We start from the raw sequence: 19,025 nt of genomic DNA on the forward strand, positions 1-19,025 counted from the left end.
AAAAAAAAACGATTTTTAACAATGTTTATATCTAAATTACAGGAAAAATATAATTTAAAGTGAATTAAAAACAAAAAAACACAACATTTATATGTTGCATTTTTATTTTTTTCATTATTAACGTTTGTTGTAGTATTCAACGATTAATGATTCGTTAATATCTTTAGCGAATTCATTTCTTTCTGGCATTCTTGTAAAGGTTACTTTAAAGTTTTCTTTTGTTAATCATGGAGATACTGTCATTACTTCCATTGCTGATTTAACTTGTTCATTTGATTGTAATGAAGGTTTCATTTCAATTACTGATCCAAGTTTTACTCTCATTGAAGGAATGTCCGCCTTGTGTCCATCAATTGTGAAGTGTCCGTGATTTACAAATTGTCTTGCTTGTGCTCTTGTTCTTGCAAAACCAGCTCTATATACTAAGTTGTCCAATCTTGATTCGATCATTTGTAATAAGTTTAGACCTGTAACCCCTTCTTTTTTAGAAGCTAAAACGTATAATTGTTTAAATTGTCTTTCATTTAAACCATACATGTATCTAACTTTTTGTTTTTCGTATAAGTGTAGTTGGTAATCTGATGGTTTTGATTTTTTAGCACCGTGTTGACCTGGAGCTGTTGTACGTTTTTTACCTTTTGTGAATTCTTTATTGTTTTCTAGAAGTGAAACACCATAACGTCTACTTCTTTTAAACATTGATCCTAAATATCTTGACATAATAATTTCCTTTCTTTTGCAAAGGACTAAATAACTCTTAAATGCGGTTTTTATTCTAATGATTTCGGCATACAGCTTGCTTACTCTCAAATCTCCAACAAAATAAAAAATTACAATTAATGTTATCTTGCTGTGTCATTTGCTTTATCAATTTTACTATAAAACTAGTTTTTTGAAGATTTTTCTTTAACAAATATTTTTTATTTAATAAAAAAGCACTAATTCAGTGCTTAAAAATTTAAAAATTTATTGTTTTTAAAATTACGTGTAAAACTCTTAAAGTAAGATTTTAATCTTAAATAAATGTTTTGTTTAGTTTTCATTCCTTCATAAACATAGAATATCAATTCAGAAGTATGTCAATCAAATTTAACTAATAGTGTTTCATTGTTTTCAAAATGAAATCTAGCAATATAGGAATTAATATCATTGTTTTGATTACGCAGGTCATAGATTTCAGTAATCGAAATTTGACCTAATTCCCTTTGAACAAAAAGTTTAGTTATAAATGCTTCAAGGTTTTTAGAATCGATCTTAATTTTGAAATAATTGCTATAAATTAATTGCTGTTTATCTTTTATTTCGTTTAGTATGTCATTAATGCCAATATGTTGAGTTTGAAAGTAATTTAACATATCAATTAGTATCAAAGACTGCATTGGTAGATTGTAATTCATAATTCTATCATTTGATAGATAAAATCTATTTCAATCATCTAAATACAGTAAATTATCAATATCAAAAATCTTGCTTAAATTGAATATTTTTTTATCTTTTATATTCAATGAATGACGTTGTTGTAAATATTCAAACATTGATTGATTAAATTCATAAGAATATACAATATTTTTGACGTTAATATTCGGATTTTGCTTTGGTAGATTTAGATTAATATAATATAAATAACAAATGATTAAATAGTTAAAATTAATTTCATTATAACGATAGATTAATTTATTTTTAGTTTTGCTGAATATCTTCAATTGAGTTTGATTTTTATTAAAAGAGATTATGTAATCAAAGTTGTTTTTCTTAAATAAAGTTAAGTTAAATTGTTTTTTATCAAAAACATGTTTATGTACAATTTGATATGAATAATCTTCCCTACCCAAAATTTGTGTCATATTTCTTATTTGACATTTAGGTACATCTATACCAATTTTGATTAATTTGTTTCCATTTTGATAGTAATTAAATGTTCTAATTTCGTTGATATATTCGTTTGTTATTTTAGTTATATCAATTTCTAAAATGTCATCTTTGAAATATTGAACATTTCAGCTATTTACTAAATCATATTGTTGGTAGATAAAAGCAATTTTTTCCGCTAAATTAATTGTTTGTTCTTGAATAAAGAAAGAAATACCTAAATTCAATTGATCTAAATAATTAAAATCATGTAAATAAATGCAATAATCAATGTTTTTGATTTTATGCATTGAGTATTCAATTAAATTCGTTGAAACACTTGCTTTTTTAGAATAAATAACTATTTTTGCTTCAATACTATTTAAGATATCAATAATTAATTGTAGATATTCTTTTTTTAATGAATTACTTAAATCATCACAGGCAATTAAGATATTAATATTTTTTAAATTAGAATGTTGCTGTTTTAAGAACTCAATAATTGACATTGACAATTTAGTTATGCTAAATTCATTAATACAATCTGATTGATATCCTTTTTTGCCAAAAAACGTTTGATTAACTACATTGATTTTGTTATCAAAAATATTGTCTAGTTGTTTATTCCTTAAACTAGATATTTTATTTAATATTTTTTTGTTATTGGCATAGAATTCCAGCATTTCTTCTAAATAATTATTCATATGTATAATTTTAACTTTAAATTAAATTAAAAAGCACAAAGTGCTTTCTATTTTTTAATTTTAATCTTCTGAAAATGAAGAATGGTATAGTTTTTCGTAAAAACCTTTTAATGCAAGTAATTCTGCATGACTACCTTGTTCAATAATTTTTCCATCATTAATAACAAGGATTTTATCTGCATTGACAATTGTAGATAAACGGTGGGCGATAACAAAAGAGGTTTTCCCTTTCATTAAATTCAACATAGCTTCTTGAATATTCTTTTCAGTTCTTGTATCAACATTAGATGTTGCCTCATCTAAAATTAAGATATTTTTGTTAGCAATGATTGCACGTGTAATAGCTAGTAATTGTCTTTCACCTTGAGAGAAGTTTGCTCCACCTTCTTCGACAATTTCATTATAACCATTAGCTAATACTTTAATGAAATCATCAGCTTTTGACAATTTAGCTGCAGCATATATCTCTTCATCGGTTGCATTAAAGTTTGCATAACGAAGGTTTTCCATAATTGTAGTTTTGAACAAGAATGTATCTTGTAAAACAATTGATATTTGATTTCTTCAACTATGTTCATTTATTTCAGTTGATTTATGGTCATCAATTAAAATATCACCTGAATTTGGTAAATAGAATTTTGTCAATAAATTAATAATTGTTGTCTTACCCGCTCCGGTTGGACCGACAATTGCAAACACTTGGCCTCTAGTTGCTTTAAATGAGGCATTTTGCAATTGCAATTTTGGTGCATTAGGAACGTATGAAAAATCAATATTTCTAAATTCGACATCACCTTTGACATTATCAATTAAACCTAGTTGTGTTTCATCAACTAGCGGTTTTAAATCAATGATTTTCAATACACGACTTGCTGATACAGATGCCATTTGCATTTGAGCAATGTTTTCAAAGAAACGAATGATTTGGTTTGTCATGATTCTAATATAAGTTAAGAAAGAAACAATAATACCAAAGGTAAAGTTTGAACCAGAACCAGTTGCAACGCCTGTTGTTGCAAAAACAGCTCCAATTGAACCAACAATCAATTGTAAAATCATTGTTACAGCATTAGCATATGGATAAATAATTCCTGAATATAAAGAGGCTTTGAATGAAGATTTATACAATTTATTGTTTTTAAAATTAAATTCATTATTAACGTTATCAAATTGATTATACGCCTTAATTAAATGTAATGCTGATAAGTGTTCTTCAATATAACCATTTAATTTTGCAATTCTTTGTTGTTGTTTTTGGAATTGGGGAACAGCTTTCATCATCAATAAACCAATGATTGAATAAAAGATTGGTAAGAATAACAAGGTAATTAATGATAAATAGATTGAATAATATAGCATAAATGCTAATGATGAAACCATGATAAATGCTGTTGTGAAAATTGGGCTTAAACAACCAGCTAAACCATTTAAAACGTTATCAATATCGTTTGACAATATTGACATCAATTCACCATTATTACTTGCTTCGAAGTATGAAATTGGCATACGCATAATTGATTTATAGGCATCGCTACGCATCATTTGCGCGCCAATTACTCCCGCTTTAACAGAGAGGTTGTTTGACAATAGGTTAATTGCTTGTTGCACAACATATGAAAGTGCTAGTAATCCAAGCGGTAGTCCTAATTTAGCAAAAATAGTACCAGGTTGATTTAGATAATCTAATGTTAAGAAATTATCAGTAATATATCCTAATGCAAAAGTTGATGTCGCAAGAAGTAAAGCAGATAATAAATTTAATAAAATAATTCAAGCAAAAACGTGCTTACGATAATTGATATAACCAATCATCTTCTTTAAGCTTTCGCGCTTAATTTGAGCAAATTGTTTTTTAATCATTTTACGTTCTTTTTTATCCATGTGTTTTAATTTAACATCAGTTTTAAAGGGATCTAAATTATGCATTTTCACCCCCTAATTGCGTTAAAGCAATTTCACGATATAAATCATTTCTTTCCATTAACTCATTATGAGTTCCTATATCAGAAATTTTTCCATGATGTAAAACAATGATTTTATCTGCATCAATAATTGAAGAAATTTTTTGAGCAATAATAACTGTTGTAATATTTGCGTCTTTAAATTCTGTTTTAATATTATTTCTAACAATTGCTTCGGTTTTAGCATCTAAAGCACTAGTTGAATCATCTAATATTAAAATCTTTGGTTTTCTGATTAAACCTTGAGCAATTGCTAGTCTTTGTTTTTGACCGCCAGATAAGTTAGCACCTTTTTGTTCAAGTTCGTGTTCATATTTATCACTGAAACGATTAATATATTCATACGCACATGACATTTGAGTTGCTTTAATCATTTCATCTTCAGTTGCATCCGGTTTTGCAAATAATAAATTAGATTTAATTGTTCCACTTAAAATTGTTGGAACTTGATATACGTGTGAAATATTAGTTCTCAATGAATCTGTGTCAATTTCTTGAATGTTATTTCCATCAATTAATACTTCACCAATTGATGTTTTAAAATCTAAACACATTAATTTAGCAATAGTTGATTTTCCGCAACCAGTTGGTCCAATGATTCCTAAAGTTTCACCAGGTTTAACACTAAAATTGATATTCTCTAAAACATTTTTTTCAGATGTTTCATAATACTTAAAAGTAACGTTTTTAAATTCAATAAAACCATTGCTAATTTTTTTATCAGATTTAATATAAGGAATGTCGGGTTTTGTGTCAATAATTTCAAAAATACGTTTTGTTGAAATACTTGCACGATATATGTTAAACAATACCATTGTAGTTAAGACAATTCCGTTTACAACAATCATTGTATATTGTGTAAAGGCATTGATATTTCCAATTAATGTTGCATGTTCTGCAATGTTAGTTGTTTGTTTTCAGCTTGAAGCACCAACTCCAAAGATAATAACCACAACTAAGTTTGCAATTAACATAATAATATTGAACATCGAGTTAAAAGATAATCATGCTTTTTTAGAAATTTTTGAAAGATTTATATTCTCTTTTTCAAATTTAATTAATTGGTTTTCTTCTAGATTGTAAGATTTAATAACTTTTGCACCTAAAATATTTTCTCTAGATTCAGTGTTAATTGCATCGTGTGCAACTTGTTCTTGTTTAAATAATTTGCTCAATCTCAAACCAAAGATAATCATTGTAATAACTAATAAAGGAATTAGAATTCCAAATGATATTGATAAATTTAAATTAGTTAATAACGCAAAAGTTAATCCTAAAATTAAGTTTGCTGGTCCAATAATCATTGTTCTTAAAAAAGAAATGATTCCCATTTGAATTCTTGAAATATCAATTGTAAATCTAGTAATAATTTTGGCATGTGAAAAATACTCAATATCTTTTTGTGAAAGAGTAGTTAAGTGTTTTCATAAATAATTTCTAACATCTCTTGCACCACCTGTCGAAACATGTGCCGCCATGTAAGAAGATGCTAGTCCAGCTGTTGTTCCAATTAATACCGTAATTACAAGTAAAATTGAAACGAGTTTAATCCCTTCTTTTGAATTTGCCACTGCAATTTTTCATATAAAAATTGAAAAACTATTAATCGTGTCATTAGCCATAAAATTAATTAGTACCGATACAAATGTAGGTACTAATAAAAAGGCTAACGCTTGTAAAATAGTAAATATAATCGCAAAAATTGATAGCACTTTATATTTAGTGCTCATCAATTTAAAAATTCTTAACATATTTATTTCTTAAAGAAATTTTTAGCTTCGTTTGCAATGAATAATTCTTCTTGGGCTCTAACTACATAAATAGGTAATTGACTATCTGGAGTTGAAATAAGTTTGTAATCACCGTATTTACGATCTTTGTTTTTAACATCATCAATTTTTAAATCTAATAAGTGAATGTTTTTAATTACTTGTTCTCTTACATAGTCATCATTTTCGCCAACACCAGCTGTGAAAATAATTCCGTCAATTTTGCCATTGATTCTATTTAAATATTTGATTAAGTAATCACTAATTTTTAAACAATATAATTCAAGCGCAAATCTTGCTTGCTCATTTGAATCAAAAACACCATGAATATCTCTGATGTCAGATGAAACACCTGATACTCCTAACATACCTGATTCTTCATTTAAAATTTTAAATACTTCATCAATTGATTTTCCTGTTTTCTTCATAATATAAGGGATGATTGAAGTATCAATATCTCCTGATCTTGTTCCCATCATTACACCAGCAATCGGAGTGAACCCCATTGATGTATCAATTGATTTACCGTTTTCGATCGCACATAAACTTGCACCATTTCCGATGTGTAAACTAATTACGTTAACATTTTCTTTACCGAATAATTCTTTTGATTTTTCAGCAATAAAGTTGTGATTTAATCCATGGAAACCATACTTACGAATGTTTAATTCTTCAGTTAATTTGTGGTTAATTGGATAAATATATGCTGATTTTGGTAATGTTCTGTGGAATGATGTATCAAAATGCATTGTCATTTTAGCATGTGGTAATAATTGTTTAAATGCTAAAACAGCTTCTAAAGCACCTGGGTTGTGTACTGGTGCTAAATCAATAGAATCTCTTAAATATTGAATATTTTGTTCATTAACCTCACATGTGTTTTGCATGTGTGGACCACCATTTACGATACGAAAAGCAACTTGTGTAATTTCATCATAGTTTTTCACAATTCCGTTGTCTTCTCATTGTTTGACAATCTTTTTAACTGTTTCTAAGAAACTTGGTAATGGTGTATGTGTATCTGTTTTGTTATCTAAATAATCTAAGGTAAGAATACCCATTTCTAATTTAATACGTTGAGCAACACCTTTTGCTTCAACATTCATTTTTTCGTTAAATAAACTTCATTTAATTGAGCTTGATCCTGCGTTAATAATCAGAATTTTTGACATATTTTCTCCTTACATAAATCTAATTTATAATATTATAGATATTTTAAATTATTAAAATTTAAAAAAGGGATACTATTTTCCCTTTTTAATTTTTTTTATTATTTTTTTTAACTTAATTAAATAATTATTTAGTGTTGATTTAGATTTATTAATTCCCCTTTGTGATAACAGATGCGATAACTCATTTAATGTTAAATCTAAATTTTCTTGTTTTAATTTAAAAAATGCAATTTCGTATTCAGAAAATCATTCGTATAGATCGTTTTTTTGAATATAATCTCAATTTGTTAAGAATTCTTTGTTTGCATTTGCTATACGTTCTTGATTGTAGTAATCAAAATTGGTTAAACGATTAATGTTATTTTGAAAATCTCTTTCAATTTTGGATTCTTCAAACATCATATATGCTTCAATCGCTTCAATTGCTTTTAAAAAATCGCAAATTGCTTCAACACGTTTGATATACAGCATTCAAGAATTTTTTCTTTTAAGGATTTTGAAATTGAATTCATAATTATTTAAAATAGATTGAATTTCGATTGCTTTATTTTCATTTTGCAATTTCAATTCCAGATGATAACTAGTTGATTCAACATCAGAGATTGTTCCAGATGATAAAAATACTCCACTGAAATAATGTGTTTGTTTTTTGCAACTATATTTAGTTAAATTATCATATGCAACACTAATGTTATTTCTTTTACCTAAAACATATTTAATGTTTAAATCATTTAATAGTTGAATAATATAGTTCTTAACATCAATGTTATTTAATGCAATGCTTATTAAATTATTATCTAAATAGCCAGTATCAAAAACACCTAGTAGTAATTCTAATTTACTAGTTCTATTTCTTTTTTTATCAATTATTTCGTTTTTGATAAATCTACTAAATGTATCTTTCATTTTAAATAATTTTACTCCAAAAATAAAAAAAGCAACGACCTATTTTCCCGTGAAGGTATCGTCGGCACTGAAGAGCTTAACTGCTGAGTTCGGAATGGGTTCAGGTGGATCCTCTTCGTTATGGTTGCTACAAGGTAATATTATACATATATTTAATTTAAATTTGAAAAAAGTTTTTATTTTTTTCAAACTATTTGCAACAATAGCATAAAAATAAAAACTTTTAGATATTTATTAAATTAATTTGCATCTTTGTTTTGTGAAATTATCATACTTAAACCAATAATTGCTAGAAGTCCAAAAACAAAGAAACCAACAATTGTTAAAATCTTTGCCGTTTGATTTTCTGCTTTTACAGCTGCGATTATTCCGAAAATTATTGATAAAATCCCTAATATCATTGATAAACAATATAATACAAGGACTCCGGCTGATGTTATAAATAAACTAATAACCAAATGAGGATCTGAAGTGTCGGCAGACATACCAAGAACTAAAAATAAACCTCATAAAACTGCTCCCAATACAAGAGCAAAAGATATTAAATACAATGATAGCGATACAATAGCTCATTTTCTTGACTTTGATGAAGACATAACTCTCCTATAATACTTAATTTAGTTAATTAAATTATATGACAAATTCAAACTAATATGCAATAACTCAATTTGAATTTAGATTTTTAAACTTGTAATTGTTGAATGATAAAAAATGGTGATCGTTATATGATTTTATATCTTTAATTTTTTTAGCCATCACTATTTCATATACAAATAGAGATGTAGATATCACAAAAATCATATTGATTAAAATAATTAAAAATCTTGACAATGCCTTTAATGAATCTCTATCTAAATTGTAAATTGTGATTAATATAATTAAAATTATATTTACGGAAAAAGGTATAACTAATTGCAATCATATAGCTCTATGTATTGCTTGTTTTTTTAATGCTTCTATTTTAACTTCACTATGAAGATGTTTTGCAAAATCAGCAACAACTTCATTAACTAAATTTTTGTATTCTAATGAAGATTTTTGGTAACCAAAAATATTAGCTAATACATCAATAAATTCAGTTCTTGTTAAATTATTTTTTGTGGTATAAAAATCTACAATTCTTTTATCTTTCATTAAAATCAATTTTGATTGATTTCTCAATGAATGCAAATAACAGTAGTAATCAAAGAAATCCTTAATACTTAATTTCTTTGTAACATTTAAACAAATAAATGTAAATATAACTAATCCCAAACCAATAACAATTCCAATTAATGATGTTATTAAAGTGTCATTTATTTTTTCTAATGCAGATGCATTTTCATAGTTATTTTTTAAAACTATTCCCATGTATGCAAGTAGAATAAAACCAAGCAATATAATAATCATAACGAAAATTCAAAATCATAATGATTTAATTTCCGGTTTCTTTAAAATTGATAATTCTAATTTTCTTCTTTTCATTTCTGTCCTTTAAATTACATATATTAATTTTAAATTAATATTAGTTAAATTTAAAAAATTAGAATTTAAACAAAATAAAAAGAGAGCATTTCACTCTCTTAGGACAATATGATATGGTGCCCCGGACTGGACTTGAACCAGCACGACATTACTCGGTTGATTTTGAGTCAACTGCGTCTACCATTCCGCCACCGGGGCAATAAAACATAAATATTATAAAACAAATTAATTATTTTGTTGTGTAAATATATTGAAGATATAGTCTAAAAAATATTTGTATATCTCATTTAAGAATAAATTTAATTTAAATTTTTATGTGTATAATACTTTTTATGAATTTAGAATATATTTTTAAAACGCAAGTAAAACTAGATCAAGCTATTTTGTCAAACGTCGAAGAATCACAAAAAACTAATATTAAAATTAAAGCTACAATTGCATTATTGGTTGAATTAGGAGAATTTGCCAATGAAGTGCAGGCATTTAAATATTGAAAAAAACATAAGAAAATTAATCAAGAAAAATTGCTTGAAGAATTTGCTGATGGAATACATTTTTTAACAAGTTTTGCAAATGATGTTCAACTAAATCCAGAGATTGAAATTATATTGAAATCAAACGATTTTTCATTACAGCTTTCATATACATATACTTGTTTTACAAAATTACTAAATGAATATAATTACCAAAATATAAAAGAAGCATATGGTGCATATTTAGGACTTGGCAAATTAGCTAATATTGAGTATAATGACATTCTAAATGCTTACTTAAATAAAAATTTAATCAATTATAAACGTATAGAAAATAATTATTAATGCTACGTTGTAGCTTTTTTTATACTTTTCAAAATTTTAAATTATTGTTGTTATAATTAAATTAATTTAATTATTACTTTTTTACAATTATATACACAAACAATAATTTATAGGAGATAATATGGCTAAAAATAGTTGAGAAATTGCTGTTAAAGCAATTGAAGAACACGACAATATTTTTATATTCCACCACATTCGTCCAGATGGAGACTGTTTAGGTTCTCAATATGGTTTAAGATATTTTATTAAAGCAAACTATCCAGAAAAAAATGTTTTCGTTTTAGGTGATGAAGTCGGAAACTTCCCATTCATGAAATGAGATTTTGATAAATTTGAAGAAATTGACAAAAAATATTTTGAAAACTCATTAGGAGTTGTTGTGGATGCAAATAATTCAGAAAGAATTCAATTTGCTGAATATATTTTAGATAAGAACTTTACACATATGTTAAGAATTGATCACCACCCAGTTGATCCTGATATTAAATATGATTATGAATGAGAGGATGCCACATTTGCTGCGGCTGCTGAACAAATTGCATATATCGCAATGAAAGCAAATTGAAAAGTAACATTAGATGCCGCTAATTATACATATTTAGGTATTAATACAGATAGTGGTAGATTCCAATATGAATATGTACAAAGAAGAACATTTGATGTAATGTCATATTTACACAACGCAGAAGGTTTCAATGTATGAAATATTAACTTCCCATTATCAATTAGAGAAGAAAAGAAAGTTAGATTTAATGCATATATTTCATTAAACTACAAAAATGAAGGTAAGGTTTTATACTTCCATGTAACTAAAGAAATGCAAGACCAATTTGGTTTAAATGCTAACGAAGCAAGTGATGTAAACGTTTTAGCAAACATTGGAGATTGCAAAATTTGAGTATTGTTCATTGATCAACCAGATGGAACAATTAGAGCAAGAGTAAGAAGTAACAAAATTTGAATTAATCACATTTGTGCTAACTACAAACCAGGAGGTGGACATGAAGTCGCTTCTGGTGCAACATGTAAAAACGAACAAGACATGCGTAATTTAATTGAAGATCTTAAAGCGGAGGTTCTAAAATATGAATAAAATTAGTGTTGAAAAACTAAATTTATTCAAAGAAATTGAAACTAAAATTAAATTACATAAAAATATTGTAATTTTTCACCACATTCGTCCAGACGGAGACTGTTTAGGTTCTCAATTTGGGATGAAAAATCTAATTAAAGAAAATTTCCCTGATAAAAATGTTTATACAGTTGGTGATAGTAAAGGGATTTTCCCATACCTATCATTCCAAATGGATGAATTAGCAAATGAAAGACTAGAAGATTCGTTAGCAATCATTGTTGATGCAAACTACAAAGAAAGAATTGAAAAACGAGAATTACTAGATAATGAAATTTTTGATGAAGTAATTAGAATTGATCATCATCCAAATGACGATGATTTAAATGCTTCATTAAAATGAATTGAACCGGAAGCTCCAGCTGCTGCACAACAAGTTGCTGAATTAGCATATGAATTAAATTGAAAAATTAATGCAGATGCTGCAACTTATTTATATCTAGGTATTTATACAGATTCAGTTCGTTTAACAACTGATACAACTAACGGTAAAACAATGAGATTAGTCGCTCATCTATGAGATAATGGTGCACAACGTGCATTATTACACACAGAAATGGCCAAAAAAACTTCAAAAGATTTAAAAATTGCTGCATTTATTCAACAAAATATGCAAATTAAAAATGGAGTTGTTTCATTCTATTTTTCTTTAGCAGATCAACATAAATTAGATATTAATGATCCACTATCAGCAAATAGACCATATACTTTAGCAAGTATCGACGACAATAAAGCTTGAGTTTTCTTCACACAAGAAGCGGAAAATCAAATTCGTTGTGAATTTAGATCAACTGGTGCATGTGTAAGAAATGTAGCGCTTAAATGAGGTGGTGGTGGACACCATCGTGCAAGTGGGGCACAAATTCATGATGAAAAATTAATTCCTTTAATCATTAAGGATTTAGAAGAAGAAATTACACATCTAGAAAATTACGACAATTAATTTAATAAAAACAGAGGTTCTAACATCTCTGCTTTTTTTATTGCATAAATCTATTTAACAATTCCTTTATTAATGAATTGATATCCTTGACTTTTATTTCCAAATATTACATCAACTAATTCAGGATAATCAATAAAAGGATTTCGATTGACTTGGTGTTTAGCTATTCCGTTGTTTCTATCGAAATCAAATTGACTAACCGGATCTAGTTTATGTCAAGCAATCATTGTGTCTAAAAATGGTTTTCTAATTTCATTATTACTATTAAAGAATCTTGATGCTTCGGCTTTTTGTGTTATTGATTCATTTTTATAAGCAAAAGCAAAATACAAAATAGCTCTTGCGACATCTCCTTTAAATTCATCGATAACTTCTGTTACTGGTTGCCCATCTTCAGCTGATGTTCCCACTTTTGTTCCATTTTTTGAAATATATGAAGCACTGACTACAGTTCCATATGGATAATTACCATGCATTTTATTAACATAGATATCAGTTGGTCATACATGGTGAGCATCTGCTACCATTGGTACTTCTTTACCGAATCATGATTGAGGAATGATATGTTCTCTATTAATTCCTTGGCCTTCATTATTTGCAGATGAGCCTCTATTGCTTCATCTATATTCTTTTTCAGCACCATTGATATTTTCTGTATATATATCCAATACAGTTCCATTATTTTCATAATATTTATCAACAAACGCATCTACATAGATGTCGTATAAATTGAAATATGAATAATTTCTAATGCTTGAACGTGTTAAATTTCTTAATTGTTCGACAAAATTTTGACCTTCTAAATTGTTTAATGAGGCATAATAATTATTACTTAAATCATAATTTAAATTGTGATTAACTTCAACATTAGAAGGAGTTTCAGGGGTTATATTATTACCATTGGTATTTGGATTGTTTGATACGCTATATCTAAAACGTTTTGTAATTGATTCTTCGCCTGTATTTACATTACGTAATCTTGCTAGCACTTCAATGTAATCTTGTTGTTTTTCTATGTTATAAACAACTTCATAGTAATCAAAGTATTGTGAAAAGTAGAAATCTTCTTTAGTAATTGCATTAATTGATTTACCATTGATTGAAGAATGCGTCTTTAATTCAAGATGATTTAGATCTTCATTAATTTGAACCTTTATTTCTGAATGATCACAAGAAGCAGCAATTAAAGGCATAGAAAGTGGTAGAGCACACAATAGCGTTCTAAATAAATATTTCTTATTCATTATAAAATCCTTTGCGTTTTTAGAAAATTTATTATCTTAATTATATCAAAGTAATAAAAAATAGGATAATATCCTATTTTCGATTAATAAATAATGAATGAGAAAAAGCAATACTATTTTTCAGCTTCAGCTTTTCTAGCTGCTCTTCTTGCGTCTCTTGCTCTTTCTTTTGCTAACTTAGCTTTTCTTTCTTCTGCTCTTTTTTTATTACGAGCTCTTACATCTTTTCTCATAGTAATCCTTTATAAATATTGTTTGATCAAATAATATTAAAATATTATAAACTATTTTTTATTTAGGTCTTTTATTTTATTTAACAAATCATCAATATTAATTTCATTTACTTTATCTAATTTTTCTTGAACAGATTCTTTAGTTGCAATGTGTTCTTCTTTTGGTTGTTTTTCTTTTTTGTGTTCAACAAAATCAGGTGTTTCTTCAAACAATGGGATGTCCTGTTCTAATGTTTGTTCTTTAATTTCAAAATTAGATTTTTCATTATAAAAATCATCATCGTAAATGTATTGATGTTTAAACAAAGTAGTTTCAATGGTTTGAGTATTAACTAAATTATTTTCTAAACGGATTTTATTTCTTTCTTCAATACTCTCTTCTGGTAATTCATAAATTGTAATTGGTTGAATTAAGGTAGCTGAAGCATTGAAATTATTTAATCTTGTTCTGGAAATAGGTGTGTTGATTTCTGTTAAATCAACGTTTTTTAAATCATAACTTTCTAATTCATTATTAGCGTTTGTGTAATAACATTGCAGATCTTTTGTATATACCTCAACATTTGAAATTTGTGATTTAACACTTTTTAGATGATCAAAGAATTTCTTACCTCTAGATATTCTTGAAGTTAGAGATCAACTTTCATCACATTTAACAATCTTAAATTGCCCTTCTGTTGTTGTAATTACTAATTTATTGTTATAAGAAATTGGTGAGAACCCTTCAATTTCCTGATCATTATCTAGTTTATATAATAATTTAATTCCAGATGCAGATAAACTATATAGTGGAATTTCACTATGGTTTTTAAATAGATAGTATAAACCACCAGTGATTAATAAAATTAACATTTTTTCTTTGTTAGTGATTTTAACGTCTAACAATGCATCATTTCCTTTTAATTTAATACAATTACGTTTTCTGTTCAATGATTTTGAATCAAATTCATTGATCGCAACACGTTTTGCCATTCCTTTTTTAGTAATGAACAATAATGAGACGTATGAATCAAATGAAGAAACATCTAAAACACGAATGATTTTTTCATTATTATCTAAAGCAACGATAGTTGAAATATGAATACCTAAATCTTTTCAACTAGATTCTTTTAAAATATGTGCATCTATGACGAAGAAGTTTCCTAAATTAGTAAAGAAAATCAATTTTGATAATGAATTAATTTTGTTGAAATAAAGTAGATTATCTTGTTCTTTTAATTTATATGTTTTTAATTCATTTGAAGCAAATGCTTTAACTGATAAACGTTTGAAATATCCTTCTTTTGAAATAAAGAAATAATAATCTTCTTTTTTAGCAAGCAATTTAACATCAACGTTTGTATTAATTTTATCATCAGAAATTTCAGTTAATCTCGCTCTACCGAATTCATTTTTAATATCACTTAATTGATTAATTAAATATTTATCAAATTCTTTAGGATCATTTAATAATAAATTGCAACGTTTGATATCTTCTTTTAAGGTTTTTGATTCATTGATGTATTCAATTTGATCCATTCTTGATAATTTATATAATCTTAATTCAGCAATTGCGGTTGCTTGAAGGTTAGTAAATCCGAATGTGTTTTCTAATGCTTCAATAACACCCTTTTTGGAATTGTCACTATTTTTAATAACCTTGATTACTTCATCAGAAATTTCAGCTACTTTAATAAATCCTTCAACAATTTCTAGACGCATTTTATATTTGTTTAAATCAAATAAAATTGCGTTTGTATTAATCTCTCTTAAATGTGACAAATACGTTCCTATCAACGTATATAAATTCATTAATTTAGGTGCATTATCACAAATTGCAACCATATTGTAGTTATAAGCAATTCTTAAATCAGTTTTACTTAATAAATAATTCATAATTGCTTCAACATTTGCATCATCATTTAATTCAAGATAAATTGAAATACCTTCACGGTTTGATTGATCTCTGACTTCTTTAATTCCATTAATTGTTTTGTCGAAAACTAAAGTATCAATATCTGTAACAATTTTAGATTTAATTACCCCAAAAGGAATTTCGTATATTTCAACACCCACGATTTTTTCTTCGTTTTTTGAATCATAGATGTATCTATATTTAGAAGAAATATAAATTTTTCCTTGACCTGTTTCAAAAGCTTGTTTAATACCTTCAATGTTTTGAATAATTCCACCAGTTGGAAAATCAGGGCCTAAAACAATTTGCATTAAATCTTCATTTGAAGCAGTTGGGTGATTAATTAAATGAATAGTTGCGTCAATAACTTCATTTAAGTTATGTGGAGGAATTTCTGTAGCAAAACCAGCCGCAATTCCTTTTGCTCCGTTGATTAATAAGTTGGGAATTAAAGAAGGTAATACAATTGGTTCATATTCAGTATCGTCAAAGTTAGGGGCTAATGGAACAACCTTTTTATCAAGATCTGATAACAATAATTCAGAAATTTTTTCCAATCTAGATTCAGTATAACGCATAGCAGCGGCTGGGTCATCATCAATTGAACCTTTATTACCATGCATTTGAATTAAAGGATAATTACTCTTTCATTCCTGTGACATTCTAACTAAAGCTTCATATATTGATGAATCACCATGTGGGTGATATCTACCAATAACATCACCAACGATTCTGGCTGATTTTTTAAATGGTTGGTTATTCTTTAGTTTTAAATTTCACATTGAATATAGAATTCTACGTTGAACTGGTTTTAAACCATCTTTTGCATCAGGAATAGCTCTTTGTTGAATGATGTATTTTGAATATCTAGCGAAACGATCGCTCATAACATCAATCATATTTTTATCAATGATTGATTCAATGACTTCGTCTATTTCTTGTTTTCTGTTTTTTGACATACATCTCCTATTTCTTTGGATTTATTTCAAAATCATCATCATTACTAAAATCAACGTATTTATTAATTCATTCTTTTCTACCAACAATATCATCGCTCATTAATGTTGAAACATTTCTTTCAGTTAATGCTTCATCATCGATGTTTACTCTAATAATTGATCTAGTCTTAGGATCCATTGTTGTTTCTCATAATTGATCGGCATTCATTTCGCCTAGACCTTTATATCTTTGAATTTCATAATTTGAATATTTTTGCATTAATTCTTTTAATTCAGTTTCTTCTCAAACATAATAGTCTTTACCATTATTTCCTTTAACAGAAAATTTATATAATGGTGGTAATGCAATATATACCATTCCTTCATCAATTAACTTTTTCATATAACGATAGAAGAAAGTTAATAATAGAACTTGAATATGTGCTCCGTCTGTATCAGCGTCAGTCATAATAATTATTTTGTTATATTGAGCGTTTTTGATATTAAAATCTTCCCCAATACCAGCACCGATTGTATTAATAATTGTTGCAATTTCTTCATTTGCTAATACATCACTTAATTTAGCTTTAGCTGTGTTAATTACTTTCCCCCGCAATGGTAAAATCGCTTGCGTTACTCTATCACGACCTAATTTAGCAGAACCACCAGCTGAATCACCTTCAACTAAAAATAATTCTTTAACTTTAGGGTTTTTAGATTGTGCTGGAGTTAATTTACCTGAAAGAATTTTTTTATTATCTAATTTAGTTTTTAATTTACGAACTTCATTTCTTGCATTTCTAGCAGAAATTCTTGCTTCAAAGGCATTCTTAATTCTTAAAACAATTTTGTCAGCTTCTTTTTTGTTTTCGTTTAAATAGAATTTGAATTTCTCACCAAAAAAATCCTCAATTGCTTCACGTGCTTCCGGAGTGCCTAATTTATCTTTAGTTTGTCCAACAAACTCTAATATTGATTCAGGAACTTTTAAGGAAATAACAGCTATTAATCCTTCTCTTACATCAGATCCTTCAAAAGAGTTATTTTTCCCTTTTAATAAATTATGTTGTGAAACATATTCATTAATTACTTTGGTTAAAGCTGTTTTAAAGGCTGTTTCATGTGTTCCACCATCTCTGGTTTTAACGTTATTAACAAAGCTATATATTGTTTCGTTGTAATTATCGGTATATACTAACGCTATTTCCATATCAATGTTTTTAGCATTACCTTTGATATAGAAAACATCGCTAGTAAAAGTCTTACCTTCACCAACAAAATTAATATATTCTTTGATACCTTCATTTGTTTCAAAAACAACTTTTTCATTACTAATTTCAGATGTAAAAAATATTTTTAAGTTCGGAATTAAAAAGCTTGATTCTCTTAATTTTTCTTTAATAATTTCTGCAGAAAATTTTGCTTTTTTAAAAATATTGACATCTGGTCAGAATTGAACTTTTGTTCCGTGTTTAGTAGTTGTAGCAATTTTTTTAGTTCTTTGGACGATTGTATCTTGTTCAAAAATGGTTTCATATTCAATTTTATCTCTATATACTACAGCAGTTAACCTTGTACTTAATGCATTAACAACAGATGAGCCAACCCCATGAAGACCACCACTGGTTTTATAAACACCTTCATTGAATTTACCACCTGCATGTAGTTCAGTAAAGACTAATTCAACACCAGTTTTACCACTACTATGCATATCAACAGGGATTCCCCTTCCATTATCCTCTACGACAATTGAACCATCTTTTTTCATTGTAACAGAAATTGTATTGGCATAACCAGCTAGTGCTTCGTCTAAAGCATTATCTACTATTTCTCAAACTAAATGATGTAAACCTGTAGCATCGGTGGAACCAATATACATACCAGGTCTTTTTCTTACGGCATCTAAACCTTTTAAAACTTGTAAATCGTTTGCTTGATAATTATTATTCATGCCTTAAATTATATTAAAATTTAATTTTCTTTTAATTTTGTTATTAAA

14 protein-coding genes, 1 tRNA gene and 1 rRNA gene are annotated in these 19,025 nt (G+C 27.1%); 3 read left to right on the top strand and 13 right to left on the bottom strand.

All coding sequences use genetic code 4. The annotated features are described in order from the left end of the window. Positions 1-117: 117 nt before the first annotated feature. From rpsD to EXC28_RS02300, 10 genes are all read right to left on the bottom strand, one after another. A complete protein-coding gene (gene rpsD / locus EXC28_RS02255) occupies positions 118-720 on the bottom strand; it encodes a 30S ribosomal protein S4 (protein ID WP_029329905.1) in 603 nt (200 codons plus the stop codon). Positions 721-950: 230 nt separating this feature from the next. After that, entirely contained in the window at positions 951-2,552 is a 1,602-nt protein-coding gene (locus EXC28_RS05835; RefSeq protein ID WP_029329906.1) for a hypothetical protein, read from the bottom strand. 60 nt (positions 2,553-2,612) lie between these two features. Further along, positions 2,613-4,478, bottom strand: coding sequence for an ABC transporter ATP-binding protein (locus EXC28_RS02265; protein ID WP_029329907.1), 1,866 nt, complete (start codon positions 4,476-4,478; stop codon positions 2,613-2,615). Further along, positions 4,471-6,264 (bottom strand): ABC transporter ATP-binding protein, encoded by a 1,794-nt coding sequence (locus EXC28_RS02270; RefSeq protein WP_029329908.1) that lies wholly within the window; start codon positions 6,262-6,264, stop codon positions 4,471-4,473. The genes EXC28_RS02265 and EXC28_RS02270 overlap by 8 nt, the downstream gene beginning before the upstream one ends. A 2-nt stretch (positions 6,265-6,266) precedes the next feature. Beyond that, on the bottom strand, positions 6,267-7,454 hold the full coding sequence (locus EXC28_RS02275) for an acetate/propionate family kinase (RefSeq protein WP_029329909.1): 1,188 nt from the start codon (positions 7,452-7,454) through the stop codon (positions 6,267-6,269). Between the two features lie 72 nt (positions 7,455-7,526). Then, entirely contained in the window at positions 7,527-8,360 is an 834-nt protein-coding gene (gene whiA, locus EXC28_RS02280; protein WP_029329910.1) for a DNA-binding protein WhiA, read from the bottom strand. A 26-nt stretch (positions 8,361-8,386) separates the two neighbouring features. Continuing rightward, a 5S ribosomal RNA gene (gene rrf, locus EXC28_RS02285) occupies positions 8,387-8,492 on the bottom strand. Between the two features lie 107 nt (positions 8,493-8,599). Next, positions 8,600-8,956: an NfeD family protein gene (locus tag EXC28_RS02290; protein ID WP_029330098.1), complete on the bottom strand. Its 357-nt coding sequence runs from the start codon at positions 8,954-8,956 to the stop codon at positions 8,600-8,602. A 52-nt stretch (positions 8,957-9,008) separates the two neighbouring features. Beyond that, positions 9,009-9,824, bottom strand: coding sequence for a hypothetical protein (locus EXC28_RS05840; RefSeq protein WP_029330097.1), 816 nt, complete (start codon positions 9,822-9,824; stop codon positions 9,009-9,011). A 114-nt stretch (positions 9,825-9,938) separates the two neighbouring features. Further along, positions 9,939-10,022 (bottom strand) — tRNA-Leu (locus EXC28_RS02300). 134 nt (positions 10,023-10,156) lie between these two features. Here EXC28_RS02300 and EXC28_RS02305 point away from each other — a divergent pair. From EXC28_RS02305 to nrnA (EXC28_RS02315), 3 genes are all read left to right on the top strand, one after another. Further along, positions 10,157-10,642 (top strand): dUTP diphosphatase, encoded by a 486-nt coding sequence (locus EXC28_RS02305; protein ID WP_029330096.1) that lies wholly within the window; start codon positions 10,157-10,159, stop codon positions 10,640-10,642. Positions 10,643-10,763: 121 nt separating this feature from the next. After that, positions 10,764-11,735: a bifunctional oligoribonuclease/PAP phosphatase NrnA gene (gene nrnA, locus EXC28_RS05845; protein ID WP_029330095.1), complete on the top strand. Its 972-nt coding sequence runs from the start codon at positions 10,764-10,766 to the stop codon at positions 11,733-11,735. Then, the gene (gene nrnA, locus EXC28_RS02315) at positions 11,728-12,717 is read left to right on the top strand and encodes a bifunctional oligoribonuclease/PAP phosphatase NrnA (RefSeq protein ID WP_029330094.1); all 990 of its coding nucleotides are present in this window, start codon (positions 11,728-11,730) and stop codon (positions 12,715-12,717) included. Before nrnA (EXC28_RS05845) ends, nrnA (EXC28_RS02315) begins: the two co-directional genes overlap by 8 nt. Before the next feature lie 50 nt (positions 12,718-12,767). Here the strand turns inward: nrnA (EXC28_RS02315) and EXC28_RS02320 are convergent, their stop codons facing one another. The 3 genes from EXC28_RS02320 to parE form a co-directional block, all read right to left on the bottom strand. Next, positions 12,768-13,961 (bottom strand): endonuclease, encoded by a 1,194-nt coding sequence (locus tag EXC28_RS02320; RefSeq protein WP_051622554.1) that lies wholly within the window; start codon positions 13,959-13,961, stop codon positions 12,768-12,770. Positions 13,962-14,245: 284 nt separating this feature from the next. Further along, the gene (locus tag EXC28_RS05850) at positions 14,246-17,047 is read right to left on the bottom strand and encodes a DNA topoisomerase (ATP-hydrolyzing) (protein WP_029330091.1); all 2,802 of its coding nucleotides are present in this window, start codon (positions 17,045-17,047) and stop codon (positions 14,246-14,248) included. 7 nt (positions 17,048-17,054) lie between these two features. Further along, positions 17,055-18,977: a DNA topoisomerase IV subunit B gene (parE, locus tag EXC28_RS02330; RefSeq protein ID WP_029330089.1), complete on the bottom strand. Its 1,923-nt coding sequence runs from the start codon at positions 18,975-18,977 to the stop codon at positions 17,055-17,057. Positions 18,978-19,025: the final 48 nt, after the last annotated feature.

Source organism: Metamycoplasma cloacale (assembly GCF_900660735.1).
GTDB classification, from domain to species: Bacteria; Bacillota_I; Bacilli_A; order Mycoplasmatales; family Metamycoplasmataceae; genus Metamycoplasma; species Metamycoplasma cloacale.